The organism is Sinomicrobium kalidii (assembly GCF_021183825.1).
GTDB classification, from domain to species: domain Bacteria; phylum Bacteroidota; class Bacteroidia; order Flavobacteriales; family Flavobacteriaceae; genus Sinomicrobium; species Sinomicrobium kalidii.
In genome coordinates, this window is record NZ_CP089211.1 from 5,349,976 (window position 1) to 5,364,211 (window position 14,236).

General features: G+C 45.7%; 13 protein-coding genes. 10 read left to right on the forward strand and 3 right to left on the reverse strand.

The features are described from left to right. Positions 1–101 precede the first annotated feature (101 nt). The 3 genes from LS482_RS21585 (at position 102) to LS482_RS21595 (ending at position 5,481) form a co-directional block, all read left to right on the forward strand. Positions 102–740: an acyl carrier protein phosphodiesterase gene (locus LS482_RS21585; protein WP_233029669.1), complete on the forward strand. Its 639-nt coding sequence runs from the start codon at positions 102–104 to the stop codon at positions 738–740. A 31-nt stretch (positions 741–771) separates the two neighbouring features. After that, positions 772–2,466, forward strand: coding sequence for a gamma-glutamyltransferase (ggt, locus tag LS482_RS21590; protein ID WP_233029670.1), 1,695 nt, complete (start codon positions 772–774; stop codon positions 2,464–2,466). Between the two features lie 228 nt (positions 2,467–2,694). Further along, positions 2,695–5,481 (forward strand): outer membrane beta-barrel protein, encoded by a 2,787-nt coding sequence (locus LS482_RS21595; RefSeq protein WP_233029671.1) that lies wholly within the window; start codon positions 2,695–2,697, stop codon positions 5,479–5,481. A gap of 61 nt (positions 5,482–5,542) precedes the next feature. On the opposite strand, the gene LS482_RS21600 is transcribed toward LS482_RS21595, so the two are convergent. After that, the gene (locus tag LS482_RS21600) at positions 5,543–5,917 is read right to left on the reverse strand and encodes a hypothetical protein (RefSeq protein WP_233029672.1); all 375 of its coding nucleotides are present in this window, start codon (positions 5,915–5,917) and stop codon (positions 5,543–5,545) included. Positions 5,918–6,047: 130 nt separating this feature from the next. Between LS482_RS21600 and LS482_RS21605 the strand changes: the two genes are divergently transcribed. Beyond that, a complete protein-coding gene (locus tag LS482_RS21605; RefSeq protein WP_233029673.1) occupies positions 6,048–7,004 on the forward strand; it encodes a Fic family protein in 957 nt (318 codons plus the stop codon). Between the two features lie 52 nt (positions 7,005–7,056). Here the strand turns inward: LS482_RS21605 and LS482_RS21610 are convergent, their stop codons facing one another. Next, on the reverse strand, positions 7,057–7,407 hold the full coding sequence (locus LS482_RS21610) for a 4Fe-4S dicluster domain-containing protein (RefSeq protein ID WP_233029674.1): 351 nt from the start codon (positions 7,405–7,407) through the stop codon (positions 7,057–7,059). A 177-nt stretch (positions 7,408–7,584) separates the two neighbouring features. Here LS482_RS21610 and LS482_RS21615 point away from each other — a divergent pair, with 177 nt between their 5' ends. From LS482_RS21615 to LS482_RS21640, 6 genes are all read left to right on the forward strand, one after another. Next, entirely contained in the window at positions 7,585–8,646 is a 1,062-nt protein-coding gene (locus tag LS482_RS21615) for an acyl-CoA reductase (RefSeq protein ID WP_233029675.1), read from the forward strand. 89 nt (positions 8,647–8,735) lie between these two features. Further along, entirely contained in the window at positions 8,736–9,803 is a 1,068-nt protein-coding gene (gene serC, locus LS482_RS21620; protein ID WP_233029676.1) for a 3-phosphoserine/phosphohydroxythreonine transaminase, read from the forward strand. 68 nt (positions 9,804–9,871) lie between these two features. Beyond that, positions 9,872–10,834 carry a D-2-hydroxyacid dehydrogenase gene (locus LS482_RS21625; protein ID WP_233029677.1) on the forward strand — a complete coding sequence of 321 codons (963 nt, stop codon included), beginning with the start codon at positions 9,872–9,874 and terminating at the stop codon, positions 10,832–10,834. Positions 10,835–10,942: 108 nt separating this feature from the next. Beyond that, the gene (locus LS482_RS21630; RefSeq protein WP_233029678.1) at positions 10,943–11,569 is read left to right on the forward strand and encodes a DUF937 domain-containing protein; all 627 of its coding nucleotides are present in this window, start codon (positions 10,943–10,945) and stop codon (positions 11,567–11,569) included. 132 nt (positions 11,570–11,701) lie between these two features. Next, the gene (locus LS482_RS21635) at positions 11,702–12,409 is read left to right on the forward strand and encodes an SDR family oxidoreductase (RefSeq protein WP_233029679.1); all 708 of its coding nucleotides are present in this window, start codon (positions 11,702–11,704) and stop codon (positions 12,407–12,409) included. A gap of 110 nt (positions 12,410–12,519) precedes the next feature. Beyond that, the gene (locus tag LS482_RS21640) at positions 12,520–13,734 is read left to right on the forward strand and encodes an RsmB/NOP family class I SAM-dependent RNA methyltransferase (RefSeq protein WP_233029680.1); all 1,215 of its coding nucleotides are present in this window, start codon (positions 12,520–12,522) and stop codon (positions 13,732–13,734) included. On the opposite strand, the gene LS482_RS21645 is transcribed toward LS482_RS21640, so the two are convergent. After that, positions 13,731–14,135: an acyl-CoA thioesterase gene (locus LS482_RS21645; protein WP_233029681.1), complete on the reverse strand. Its 405-nt coding sequence runs from the start codon at positions 14,133–14,135 to the stop codon at positions 13,731–13,733. The genes LS482_RS21640 and LS482_RS21645 overlap by 4 nt on opposite strands. Positions 14,136–14,236 lie beyond the last annotated feature (101 nt).

Here is a 14,236-nt window from a genome sequence, read left to right on the forward strand (position 1 = left end):
GGTCTCAAAGACAGAACAAATATACAATTATATGTTTAGCATTTTAGCGAAAAACAGAATTCCCCGAATGCGGGGGAACGCTTTTTTTGTATATTCGGAAAATGAATTTTTTAGCACATATTTATCTCTCCGGTGAAGATGAATTTATTCAGATAGGAAACTTCATTGCCGACGGTATCAAAGGGAAAAAATACCTGGCGTTCCCGCAAAAAATACAGGAAGGGATATTACTGCACCGGGAAATCGATTCTTTTACAGATCACCATCCCGTGGTAAGACAGAGCACAAAGAGGCTACATCCCAATTACAGTCATTACAGCGGTGTTGTTGTAGACATGTTTTACGACCATTTTCTGGCAAAAAACTGGAAGCGCTACTCCGATATCCCACTGGAGGTTTTTGCTGAAAATTTTTACCGGATGCTGCAAAAACATCATGCCGTTCTGCCGGAAAGGACACGAAACATGATCCCCCATATGATAAGGGACAACTGGTTGGTAAACTATGCTTCCCTGGCCGGTATTGACCGGGCAATGACACAACTCAACCGCAGAACAGACTACCAAGCACATATGAATGAAGCGATAAATGATCTCAGGGAACACTACCCCCTTTTTGAAAAGGAATTTACCGGGTTTTTCGAAGAGTTGATTATATTTACAAAGGCAAAACTCCGCGAAGGAGTGATAAAAACGGTTAAGGGAGCAGAGAACAAAGACAACGATCAAAAAAAAGGATGAAAACCGTTTAACGCAAAACTTAACTTACACCATGAGAACATACACCAGAACCTGCCTGGTATTCCTGGGCATTTTCCTTTTTATAAGTTGTAAAACAAAGCCCTCCCGCACCACCGGATTGATTGCAGATAAAGCAATGGTCGTGTCGGCACGGGAAGAAGCTTCCCGGATAGGCGTGGAAATCCTGAAAAAGGGTGGAAATGCCTTCGATGCCATGGCAGCAACAGAGCTTGCCCTCGCCGTAGCCTATCCTTTTGCCGGAAATCTCGGCGGCGGCGGATTCATGGTCTACCGGAAAGCCGACGGTGAGATCGGCGCCCTGGACTACAGGGAAAAGGCTCCGCTTGCCGCGCATAAGGACATGTATCTCGATAGCCTGGGCAATGTAATTCCGGGTAAAAGTACACTTGGCGCCATGGCCGTAGGTGTACCCGGTACGGTAGCCGGGGTTTTTGAAGCTCATCGCAAACTGGGCTCCCTGCCGATGACCGAAATACTCGAACCCGTTATAGCCCTGGCGGAAAAAGGGGTCGTAGTAACCGAAAAACAGGAAAAACACCTTGGCAGGTACCGCGACCTTATTATCGAAGTGAACGGGGACAGCACATTTTTTGCAACACCTTTTAAAAAAGGCGATACCATAAAATACCCTGCACTGGCCAACACCCTTAAACGTATTCAAAAAAACGGGAAGGCCGGTTTTTACCGTGGTGAAACAGCTAAAAAACTGGCCGGTCACATTCAGCGCAAAGGCGGAATCCTGACGGAAGAAGACCTTGCCAAATACGAGGCCAAATGGAGAATCCCGGTCATATTCAATTATAAAAACCTCAAGGTCATCTCCATGTCGCCGCCCAGCAGCGGGGGGATCACTCTCGGGCAGATCATGCAGATGATCGCCCCTTATCCCCTGGCGGAATACGGACACAATTCGGTGAAAAGTATCCAGGTCATCACCGAAGCCGAACGCCGGGCCTATGCAGACCGGAATTACTTTCTGGGCGACCCGGATTTTGTAGACATTCCGAAAAAGACGCTGTTGCACGAAAGTTACCTCCGCAAACGGATGGAAAACTTTTCATTTGACCGGGCTACCAAATCTTCGGAGGTGTCGCATGGAGAAATCCAGATCACGGAAAGCAACGAAACCACTCATTATTCCATCGTAGACGCCCGGGGCAATGCTGTTTCCGTAACCACTACACTTAACGGGGCCTACGGCTCCAAAGTTTACAGCGACGAACTTGGGTTTTTCCTGAACAACGAAATGGACGATTTCAGTGCCAAACAGGGTGTGCCCAACATGTTCGGACTTATCGGGGCCGAAGCCAACAGTATTGCGCCCGAAAAACGTATGCTCAGCTCCATGACCCCCACTATTGTGGAAAAGGAAGGCAAACTCTGGATGGTAGTCGGTACACCGGGAGGTTCTACGATTATCACATCAGTGCTCCAGGCGATCCTCAATGTATATGAATACGACATGGGAATGCAGGAAGCGGTCAATGCTCCCAGGTTTCACCACCAGTGGTTACCGGACACCATTACTTTCGAACCCGGTGCCTTTTCCCCTGAAATACTGAGCAGCCTGAAACAGAAAGGATACCTCATTAATGAAGACCGCACACCAATACTCGGCAAGGTGGATGCCATCCTGATATTGCCCGGCGGAAAACTGGAAGGCGGGGCCGACAAGAGAGGGGATGATACTGCCATAGGGTATTAAATTTCCGACCCCCTGTTCCTTTTCCCGGAGAACAGACAGGTGTATACAAATAATAATGTTAAAACTTTCCCCCTATTAAACCTATACTACATATTCCGGTCTAAAAGGAACCGGAAGTTGAGTCATTAAACTTCTGTTAAATTGTATTAAATTATTATAACAGAATAGGAAAAACCTGATTTTACCAGTAATATAGCTAAGAGTTTAAACCAACAGACACGCCGTAGAATGTATTATCGATCTTTACTTGCTTCCATTGCTTTGCTATGGACCACGTTTTTATTTTCCCAGAACACTGTAGAAATCCACGGAACAATTACCGATGCCACCGATCAGTCTCCCCTGGAGTCGGCCACGGTCTATCTCACCAGTCAGAAAGACTCTACAGTAATTGACTATACCATAAGCAACCGGAAAGGTGCCTTTACGCTTGAAGTCCGCAAAACCGATGAGCCCGCTTTTATCAAGGTCTCCTTTATCGGGTATAAAATCTATTCCAAACCGCTCAAGGATTTAAATTCTTCGGTGGACCTGGGCACCATCAAACTCCGGGAAAATGCCGACGAGCTCGCTGAAGTTGTGGTACAGGGCGAAGCACCCCCTATCCGCGTCAAAAAAGACACCCTGGAATTCAACGCCTCTTCATTTAAGGTAAGGCCGGACTCTAATGTAGAAAGCCTGCTGGAACAACTTCCCGGTGTCGAGGTCGATACCGATGGTAAAATAACCGTTAACGGCAAGGAAGTGAACAAAATACTCGTCAATGGCAAGTCCTTTTTCGGGGATGACGGCCAGATCGCCACCAAAAACCTGCCTTCGGACATTATCGATAAAATACAGGTCTCGGATACGAAGACCAAAGAGGAAGAACTCTCGGGAGAAGAAGCCAGTTCGGACGAGAAAACCATCAACCTCACCATACAGGAAGACAAGAACAAGGGATATTTCGGCCGGGCCACTGCGGGTTACGGTACGGATGATCGGTATGAGGGTAACCTTCTCCTAAACTATTTTAACGACGACCAGAGGATAAGCATTCTCGGCGGATCGAACAATATCAACAGCGTCGGTTTTTCCATGGACGAAATATTCGATGCCATGGGAGGCGGAAGGAACGTATGGGCTTCCGGAAACGGCGGAGTGAACATCAACGGGGTTTCTTTCGGTGCCACGGGCTCCGGAATAACAACCTCGCACATAGGAGGTATTACTTTCGCAGATGATGTATTGGACGATAAACTGGAAACGGAAGGCAGCTATTTCTATACCCAGACCAGCCGGGAAAACGAAAACAGGACCGAACAGGAAAACCTTACCCCCGACGGGGGGTTTACCTCCAATTCTGAAAACACTACACAAAACGATTCCAGGGACCAGAGCTTTAATGCCAACCTGGAATACAAACTGGATTCCCTGACTACCATAGGTTTTTCTCCAACCCTGAACAAGACCGATTCGGATTTCAGCTCGGAACAAACCCAGTTTTCCGTTGACGAGAACGGTAATCTCCTTAACGAAAGTGAAGCGATCAACCAGAGTTCCACAAACCAGGAAAGTTTTCGCTCCAATCTTTTTATTGTGAAACGGTTCAAAAGAAAAGGACGCTATCTCAATTTTCATTTCAGCAACAACAATTCTTCGAACAATTCGGAAGGGCTTAACAGATCTTCTACTGCCTTCTATCAGAATGACGATCCCGATGATATCCGGGACCAGAAGGAATTTAATGAAAACCAGTCTGACAACTATTCTTTGCGCCTGAGATATACCGAACCCATTACAGACTCGCTCAGCCTCAGGGGAAGTATCAGCTATGATACCAACAAGACAACAAGCAACAGGGAAACTTTCGATGCAGACGAAGCCACAGGGGAATACACCCTGAGAAATGACCCGCTTTCCAGTTATACCACATCCAAAACGGATGCCATTAATCCTACGGTAGGGCTGAGAATACGAAAAGAGAAACTGTGGGCCCGGATAGACCTCGGGACCAATATTACCGATTACCGTAACAGCTCTCTTTATCTCGGGGAGCACACCGAACTGAAGGAGCAGTATATTTATCCTACTGCCCGGGCCAATATACGATATGAAATGTCCAAGGGGAAATCGATCTATATCAACTACAATTACAGGGTCAATCTGCCTTCTGCATCACAGTTATTACCGGTGGAGGATTTGTCCAATCCGTTAAGCACCACGATGGGTAACCCCGATCTCAGGCCTACGAAGACACATTCGATGTATTTCAATTTCAATAATTATGACTTTGCCAGCAGATCAGGGATATTTACTTACGGAAACATCAGTTATGACGAAGATAAAGTGGTTTCCGTGACCACATATGACGATAATTTTAAACGCACCACCACCTATCAGAACCTGAGCGGCACTTATTCCGGCTATGCCGGGATGAACTGGAGTGCTTCCAAAAAGAAGGAAGAGCACTCTTTCAGGTATCGTCTCGGGGTCAATGTAAATTTTTCCCGTAACAAGGGAATCACCAACAACGAAAATTTCAGGGCCAATAACCTGGCACTGAACCCCTCAGGATCATTTACCTGGGAATACGGCGAACTGCTCACCATTGAGCCCAGTTACAATTTTAACTACAACGAATCGCGCTACACCAATTACAGGATAGACAAGAGTTCCAATTTCCGGCATAATTTCAAGATACAGACCACTTCCTACTGGCCTGAGAATATTGTTTTCGGGAATGATTTCGGATACACCTATAATTCCAATATAGCCGACGGGTTCCAGAAATCGTTCTGGTTATGGAACAGCAGTATCGGGTACAATTTCATGAAAGACAAGATGACTTTTAAAGTGAAGGTATACGACCTCCTGGACCAGAATGTAGGTACGAGACGGAACATCACCGATTCGTATATCCAGGATGTTGAAAATACCGTATTACAGCGCTATGTCATGTTTTCACTAAGCTGTAAACTCGATAAATTCGGCGGTAAGAAACCGGAAAAAGGGCGAAGGTTCCGCAGGTTCTGAATTAAACATGCCCGAAAGAACGGAAACCGTTTTTCCGGGCATCACTCATAGAAACTGTATTTTACTCGTACCAGTGTGTCAGTTCCACCACAACCCGGGTCTCCCCTTCGGAAATCGTCACAACTTCAGGCACTACACCTTCCCACGGGCCGGTACGCCCGGCATCAAAACGGTACGTCCCGGGAGGAATACGGAATAGCCCATTCCTGTCTGCGTAGAAATAATCGCCGGTTTCCTGGTCAATGGCATAAAAATCACTTACCATGACACTTCCACTCACGGGATCTCCGTGAATGTCCACCAGTTCAATCTGTACTTCCACTGTTTCTTCGGTTACTGCAATCCCGGTATCGGAAACTGTAACAGGTGAAGAAAATCCGGTTTGGGAAACCAGAAGCAATAAAACAACGGCTAAGAAAAAAGAAAACTTTTTCATGGATACTATTATTTAAGATTTGGTATCTCAAATATAATGCAAAATATGATCAAAAATGTTGCGATAGGGTTAATATATTAATATCGGATAGGGTATTTCAAGTTTATAAACGATTTTGTATTTTTGTGGAGTGTGGGATATAGATTTGACATACAGGAAAGAATTCAAGGACGTTTTTGACCGTTTGCTCGACAAAAGGGACGTACTCAAAAACCACCGTCCGCTCCCCTCTATTGCCATGGAGAAAATAAAGGAGAGCCTCATGATTGAATGGACCTATAATTCCAACGGTATTGAAGGGAATACATTAAGCCTGAGGGAAACCCAAATGGTCCTCCAGGAAGGCATTACCATAAAAGGTAAATCCCTCAGGGAACACTTCGAGGCCAAAAACCACGAAAGTGCCATTCATCACCTGTATTCCCTGGTGGAAAACACCTCACAGGCACTTACAAGTTCTGATATCCTGTCCCTTCACGCTTATATTTTACGCAGTATTGAAGACGAATTTGCAGGCCGTTTACGCAACGGAGGTGTACGAATAGCAGGAGCTAACTTTACGCCTCCTAATGCAAGAAAGGTATCCGGGCTCCTCGACGAACTGATAGCGTTTGTGCAGGTCAATCCGCTTGAACTCAATGATATTGAGCTGGCCACTGTATTTCATCATAAATTTGTATGGATACATCCGTTCTTTGACGGCAATGGAAGAACCGTACGCCTCGCCATGAACCTGTTACTCATGCGTAAAGGCTTCCCTCCTGCCATTATCCTTAAAAATGACAGAAAAAAATATTACGAAGCCCTTAACCAGGCCAACAGGGGAAATTACCAGAAATTAATACTGGTCATATCGCAGGCCCTCGAACGTACACTGAACATCTATATAACTACGCTTCCGGGAAGTGATTATGAATATACCGAAATTTCCAACCTGGTGGAAGAAGAAAGCCTCCCCTACGGGCAGGAATACATAAGTCTGCTGGCACGGCAGGGAAAGATCGATGCCTACAAGGAGGGCCGTAACTGGCTCACCACAAAAAAAGCCATCAAAGATTATATGACCAACAGAAAAAGAAAACGCTGACCATTCCCCGGTCAGCGTTTATAAAAGTATCGTTACCTCCGGATCGCTGTTGTTATTCCGGGTGCATAAACTGCTGTTTTCCGAGGAGCTCCTCTTCGGTTTCCTCATGATCTTCATCGGGAACACAACAGTCTACCGGACATACCGCGGCACACTGCGGTTCTTCGTGAAAACCTTTGCATTCGGTACACTTATCGGGTACTATGTAATATATATCGTCGGAAACAGGTTCCTGGGCATCATCGGCATTTACGGCTTTCCCGCCGGGCAAAACAACATCTCCGGACAGGGAAGTACCATCACTGTACCTCCAGTCATCTGCTCCTTCATAAATAGCCGTGTTAGGGCATTCCGGTTCGCAAGCCCCGCAATTTATACACTCATCTGTTATGATAATTGCCATGTTTTTTTCTTTTTCGTGTAACTTTGTCCTGCAAAAATACGGCGAAAAGGAATTCTATACAAAAAAACTAGACTTTTCATTGCCATTGATTTTTGAGCAGGAAACAAAATATGGTATGAGTTCCCATGTATGCCCGTTTTTCCTGTTTTACATTATTAAAAAAATTACAGCGCTGTTATGCACAACCTGGACAACAAGATAAATGCCTTTGTTAAATTAGGGGAATTCCTGAGACAATTCAGTGATAAAGAAAACAACAAAAAAGAATATTCGGAACACAATGCCCTATTCTTTGACGGTTTTCGGCATCAGTTACAACTGGCCAGGGAACACAACGGATGGTTTACCGGGGAAAATCTCACCTTCTCCCTAAAGCAATGGGCCGATGCGCTTTCCCGTGAAAACCTTGACCGGTGGCTGTCCCGCTATCAGATTTCCCCTACCACTTCCAAAAAGGTGGCCGTGGTCATGGCCGGAAATATTCCCCTTGTGGGCTTTCACGATTTTATGAGCGTACTGCTCTGCGGGCATTCGGTGCTTGTAAAACAATCCTCCAACGACAGGCACCTCCTGCCCTATCTTGCCAAATACCTGGAACACGTGGAACCGTCTTTTAAGGGAAAGATCACATTTACCGAACAAAAACTGGAATCTTTTGACGCAGTGATTGCTACCGGGAGTGACAACACCTCGCGCTATTTCGAATATTATTTCGGTAATAAACCGAACATCATACGAAAAAACAGGAATTCCGTAGCGGTACTTACCGGAAAGGAAACCGAAGCCCAACTCGCCGCCCTCGGAGAAGATGTTTTCCGGTATTTCGGACTGGGATGCAGGAACGTATCCAAACTTTTCGTCCCGGAAAATTATGATTTCGATCCTTTCTTTAAGGCGATATATCCTTTTAAGGACATTCTTAACGTACAAAAATACACCAACAACTACGACTACAACAAGGCCGTATATCTCATGAGCCTCTTTAAACTGAAGGAAAACGGGTTTTTGATGCTCAAGGAAGACAAAAACTATGCTTCGCCCATCGCCACCCTGTTTTACGAAACTTATACGGACACCGAAAACCTCCGAAAAAAACTGGAAGAAGATTCTGAAAAAATACAATGTGTTGTGGCCTCCGGTTTTTCCGGAAAAGAAGTTCCTTTCGGAAAGACGCAAAAGCCCGAATTATGGGATTATGCGGACGGTGTGGATACTGTTGAATTCCTGTTAAAAATATAACAAATAATTATCGTTTTTATAACTGTTTTTCCTCCTAATTTTAGCATTTTTGCAGTGAACATTCAACACAACATTGTCAAATCTACATAATGAAAAAACACAACTTTAGTGCGGGCCCCTGTGTTCTTCCGCAAGAGGTAATGAAAAAAGCCTCAGAAGCGATTATCAATTTCAACGGTTTGGATCTTTCACTCATAGAAATCTCCCACAGGAGCAAAGATGCTGTAGAGGTGATGGAAACTGCCCGTTCCCTGGCCCTGGAACTGCTCGGTCTGGAAGGAAAAGGCTACCAGGCTCTGTTTCTTCAGGGAGGCGCCAGCCTGGAATTCCTGATGGTAGCTTACAACCTGCTGGAGAAAAAAGCAGCGTATCTGAACACCGGAACCTGGAGCAGCAAGGCCATAAAAGAGGCAAAAGTAATGGGAGAAGTCATCGAAGTAGCCTCTTCCAAAGACGCCAATTTCAACTATATCCCCAAGGGCTATTCCATTCCTGAAGATGCCGATTACTTTCACTGTACCAGCAACAACACCATTTTCGGGACACAGATAAAAGATTTTCCGAAAACGAATGTTCCGCTGGTATGCGATATGAGCTCCGATATTTTTTCCAGACAACTGGATTTTTCTAACTTTGACCTTATATACGCAGGTGCCCAGAAAAATATGGGGCCGGCAGGAACTACCCTGGTTGTGGTGAAGGAAGATATCCTCGGGAAAGTATCCCGTTCCATTCCTTCAATGCTGGATTACAAGGTACACATAGGTAAGGACAGCATGTTCAACACGCCCCCGGTATTCGCGGTATACGTGTCCATGCTCACCCTGCAATGGCTGAAAGACCTCGGTGGCATACCTGCCATAGAAAAGATCAACGAACAAAAAGCATCGCTGGTGTATTCGGAAGTAGACCGAAATCCGCTGTTCAAGGGCTTTGCCGCTGTTGAAGACCGAAGCGCCATGAATGCCACTTTTAACCTGGTGGACGAAACACATAAAGAAGCCTTTGACACCCTCTGGAAAGAGGCCGGTATTAACGGATTGAACGGCCACCGAAGTGTTGGAGGCTACCGCGCTTCCATGTACAACGCGCTTTCCGTAGAAAGTGTACGGGTCCTGGTTGATGTTATGCAGGAACTGGAGAAAAAAGCGGGATAAGGTAACACCACAACAACTTATAATAATCTGATTTCCCGAATAGCGGGAAGACATAAAAATACAGAAAAATGAAAGTATTAGCTAATGACGGAGTTTCAAAAAGCGGAGTCGAGGCCCTGGAAAAAGGAGGTTTTGAAGTGATCACCACGAAAGTGGCCCAGGATCAGCTCGTTTCATATATCAACGAAAATAAGATCGATGTCCTCCTGGTACGCTCGGCAACCAAAGTAAGAAAGGACCTTATCGATGCCTGCGAAAGCATCAAGGTTGTAGGACGCGGTGGTGTTGGCATGGATAACATCGATGTGGATTATGCAAGATCCAAAGGGATCAGTGTGATAAACACCCCGGCCGCATCATCACAATCTGTGGCAGAACTCGTATTTGCCCACTTATACGGAGGTGTGAGGTTCCTTTACGACGCCAACAGGAACATGCCCCTCGAAGGGGAAACCAAGTTTGGCCAGCTGAAAAAAGCATATGCCGGCGGACAGGAACTACGGGGAAAGACCATCGGTATCATTGGTCTCGGCCGTATTGGTGTCGAAACGGCCAAAATAGCCCTGGGAGCAGGGATGAAGGTCATTGCTGCCGACAAGTTCGTAGACAAGGCCGATGTTATTGTCGATTTCTTTAACGGGCAATCCATAAAAGTGGAAATCAAGACCCAGCCACTGGAAGAAGTATACAAGGAAGCCGACTTTATTTCACTCCACGTTCCGGCCCAAAAGGAATACGTGATCGGTAAAAAAGAACTGAACATTATGAAGGAAGGTGTCGGCATCATCAATGCTTCCCGCGGAGGTGTTATTGATGAAGTGGCCCTGGTAGAAGCCCTCGACAACGGAAAAGTCGCTTTTGCCGGGCTTGACGTTTTTGAAAACGAGCCCACTCCTGCTGTTAAAGTCCTCATGCATCCCAAAATTTCCCTTACACCGCACATCGGTGCCGCTACCAATGAAGCACAGGACAGGATAGGCACGGAACTGGCAGAACAAATTATCAGCATTTTAAAGTCAGAAACGGTATAATCGTCGATTTTCTTACAATTTTTCAAAGTCCTCTCGCCCCCGGTGAGGGGACTTTTTCGTATATTAGGGTTTTCTTAACACATTTATTCTTAATGTAAAAAACAAAAAATGGCAGGTATAGCAGATTTACTGAACAGCGACCTCGGCAGACAGATCATTGGCGGAGTGAGCAACGAAGCGGGGACTTCACAACAAGATACCACAAATGTATTGAGCATGGCACTCCCGGTGTTAATGGGAGCCATGCAAAAAAATGCTTCCTCACAGGAAGGGGCAGCGGAGCTGCTCGGAGCACTTTCGGGAAGTAAGCATTCGGGAGGTATCCTGGACAACCTGGGCGGTTTCTTCGGCGGTGGTGTAAACCAGGAAGATGAGCAGGACGGCGCCGGGATCCTCGGACATATCCTGGGCGGAAAACAATCGACCGTAGAAAACGCCATCAGCCAGAAATCCGGTGTCAATGCCGGTACGGTAAGTAAAATAATAAAGATAGCCGCCCCCATACTTATGGGATTCCTTGGTAAACAGGCCCGTCAGCAGAATGTGAATTCCACAGACGGCGTTTCCGGCTTGCTCAGTGGTTTAATGGGCGGACAGGGCGAAAAAAACCAAAGCCTTGTCTCCTCCCTGCTCGATTCGGACGGCGACGGCAGCGTACTTGACGACATTGCAGGAATGGCCCTGGGCAACAAAAAAGGTGGCGGAGGACTCTTAGGAGGACTCTTCGGCAATTAACGTATTTTAAGAAGTAAAAAAGATCACCTTGTAGTACCTTTACAGGGTGATTTTTTATTTCAGGTAAATCACCAATGCATATTTTTGTATTTAGTATAAAAAAAGTATTTATCACAAAAACAAATTAAGGCTATGAAAAACAAAACGGCATATATTACCGGCGGTTCCAAAGGGATCGGACTCGGAATAGCAGAAGCACTTCTTCAACAGGGAATAAAAGTTGCCGTAACCTGCAGGGACAAAAAACGTGGAGAAGCCGCCATGCAAAGCATTTCAAAAGATCGTGAGGCTTACCTTGTGATCGAATCGGATGTTAAGGATTACAATGCAGAACAGGCTGCCATCCAGAAGGTAACTGATACCTGGGGCCAGCTCGATGTGGTCATCGCCAATGCGGGTATAGGTGTTTTTGCCCCGATAGATGAGTTATCTCCCGAAGCATGGAACAATACGATAGATACGAATCTAACAGGCGTTTTCAACACCGTAAGAGCAGCCGTTCCGGCACTGAAAAAAAGCAAGGGCTATATCATTACCATAGCAAGCCTTGCGGGAACAAACTTTTTTGCCAAAGGCGCCGCATATAATGCCAGCAAATTTGGCCTGGTAGGGTTTTCCCAGGCCATTATGCTCGACCTGCGTCCTTATGATGTCAAGGTATCTACCATTATGCCGGGCTCCGTAGCTACCTATTTCAACGGAAATACGCCCGACGCTTCCGACGCCTGGAAAATACAACCCGAAGACATCGGACAGATGGTGGTTGACCTGTTAAAAATGCCCGCAAGGACACTGCCCAGCAAGGTGGAAGTCCGACCGAGCAAAACTTCGGCAGATTGATAAAATTTGAGTCAGGAAGTACGATGTACGGCACATGATTTATGTAAACCGTAAATCGTACTCGTAATTCTAAAATAACCTGTATCTTTGCCGCCTAATTTTTTTCACCTATGCGATTGCACAGAAACCTGGTTTTTACGGTTATTGATTCTCTGAATTTCATCTTTAATGAAGGTGAATATGCCGACAAGGTGGTAGCTAAAGCATTGAAAAAGGACAAACGCTGGGGAAGCAATGACCGGAAGTTTGTTGCGGAAACCATTTATGACATCGTCCGCTGGAAGAGGTTGTATGCCGAAATTGCCGGGGTAAAAGAACCGTTTGACCGGGATAACCTGTGGCGTGTATTTGCGGTCTGGGTAGTGCTTCGCGGGTACCGCTTACCGGACTGGAAACAACTGGCGGGCACCCCTTCCCGGAGGATTAAAGGTAGATTCGAAGAACTGTCTAAAATAAGAAAATACCGGGAATCCATTCCGGACTGGATGGATGAACTGGGGGTGAAAGAACTCGGAGAACTGACCTGGGAAAAAGAGATTGCCACACAAAATGAACAGGCCAGGGTAGTATTAAGGGCAAATACACTCAAAACTACCCGGGAAAAATTAAAAACCGTATTGGCCGAACAAGGTATTGATACGGAAACCTTAAAGGATTATCCTGATGCCCTGGTATTAAAGGAACGGGCAAACGTATTTCTAACCGATGCTTTTAAAGAAGGCCTTTTTGAGGTCCAGGACGCTTCGTCCCAACTCGTGGCCCCCTTTCTTGACATACACCCCGGAATGCGGGTGGTTGACGCTTGTGCCGGTGCCGGGGGCAAAACGCTTCATATGGCCTCACTAATGCAGAACAAGGGCCAGATCATTGCCATGGACATCTACGAAAGCAAGATGAAGCAACTGAAGACCAGGGCGAAGCGAAACGGGGTTTTTAATGCAGAGTACCGTATCATAGAAAACAACAAGGCCATAAAAAAACTCCACGAAAAGGCAGACCGGGTATTGATCGATGCACCGTGCAGCGGACTGGGAGTACTACGGAGAAACCCGGATGCCAAGTGGAAATTACAACCGGAATTTGTCGATACCATCAGGAAAACACAGCAAGAACTGCTGGAAGGCTATTCCAAAATGGTAAAACCCGGAGGAAAAATGGTCTATGCCACCTGTTCGGTATTGCCTTCGGAAAACCAGGAACAGGTACAAAAATTCCTTGCTACTGCGGCGGGAGAACAATTCACCCTGGAAAAAGACCGGAAGGTACTCGCATCCACTTCCGGATTTGACGGTTTTTATATGGCTTTGCTAAGCAGGAAAAGCTAAAATTCCCCTTTTAGCTTTTCGAGGATGTAATCGGGACATTTAACAGGTTTCCCCGACTTCATATCCACAAAGGCCAGGACCGTATTTCCCAATGTTAAGATTTCCCCTTTTTCACTGTAAATTTTGTAGTCGAATTCTATCTTAACACCCGGTCTTTTTTTAAGGGTGGTCGATACCGTTATTAGATCGTCATACCTTGCCGGTCTCTTGTAATCCAGATGTAGTGAAATAACAGGGAGCATAATACCGCTTTCTTCCATTGACCTGTAGGAAACCCCTATGTTCCTGAGCCATTCCACTCTTCCCATCTCCAGGAATTGTGCGTAATTACCATGGTACACCACCCCCATCTGGTCGGTTTCACCATAACGAATTCTTATTCGGGTTTCATACGTTTTCATAAAAATTTATCGTATCTTTTACGTGTTAAGATATTGTAACGTTATTGTTAATAAGCATGCGAAAAAAAAACTAAAAATTCAACCTATATTTCATTTTTTTT

What these genes read in the sequence shown, in the direction of transcription:
- LS482_RS21585 (WP_233029669.1), top strand. Translation starts at nt 102, where the DNA reads ATGAATTTTTTAGCACATATTTATCTCTCCGGTGAAGATGAATTTATT.
- ggt (WP_233029670.1), top strand. Translation starts at nt 772, where the DNA reads ATGAGAACATACACCAGAACCTGCCTGGTATTCCTGGGCATTTTCCTT.
- LS482_RS21595 (WP_233029671.1), top strand. Translation starts at nt 2,695, where the DNA reads ATGTATTATCGATCTTTACTTGCTTCCATTGCTTTGCTATGGACCACG.
- LS482_RS21600 (WP_233029672.1), bottom strand. Translation starts at nt 5,917, where the DNA reads ATGAAAAAGTTTTCTTTTTTCTTAGCCGTTGTTTTATTGCTTCTGGTT.
- LS482_RS21610 (WP_233029674.1), bottom strand. Translation starts at nt 7,407, where the DNA reads ATGGCAATTATCATAACAGATGAGTGTATAAATTGCGGGGCTTGCGAA.
- LS482_RS21615 (WP_233029675.1), top strand. Translation starts at nt 7,585, where the DNA reads ATGCACAACCTGGACAACAAGATAAATGCCTTTGTTAAATTAGGGGAA.
- serC (WP_233029676.1), top strand. Translation starts at nt 8,736, where the DNA reads ATGAAAAAACACAACTTTAGTGCGGGCCCCTGTGTTCTTCCGCAAGAG.
- LS482_RS21625 (WP_233029677.1), top strand. Translation starts at nt 9,872, where the DNA reads ATGAAAGTATTAGCTAATGACGGAGTTTCAAAAAGCGGAGTCGAGGCC.
- LS482_RS21630 (WP_233029678.1), top strand. Translation starts at nt 10,943, where the DNA reads ATGGCAGGTATAGCAGATTTACTGAACAGCGACCTCGGCAGACAGATC.
- LS482_RS21635 (WP_233029679.1), top strand. Translation starts at nt 11,702, where the DNA reads ATGAAAAACAAAACGGCATATATTACCGGCGGTTCCAAAGGGATCGGA.
- LS482_RS21640 (WP_233029680.1), top strand. Translation starts at nt 12,520, where the DNA reads ATGCGATTGCACAGAAACCTGGTTTTTACGGTTATTGATTCTCTGAAT.
- LS482_RS21645 (WP_233029681.1), bottom strand. Translation starts at nt 14,135, where the DNA reads ATGAAAACGTATGAAACCCGAATAAGAATTCGTTATGGTGAAACCGAC.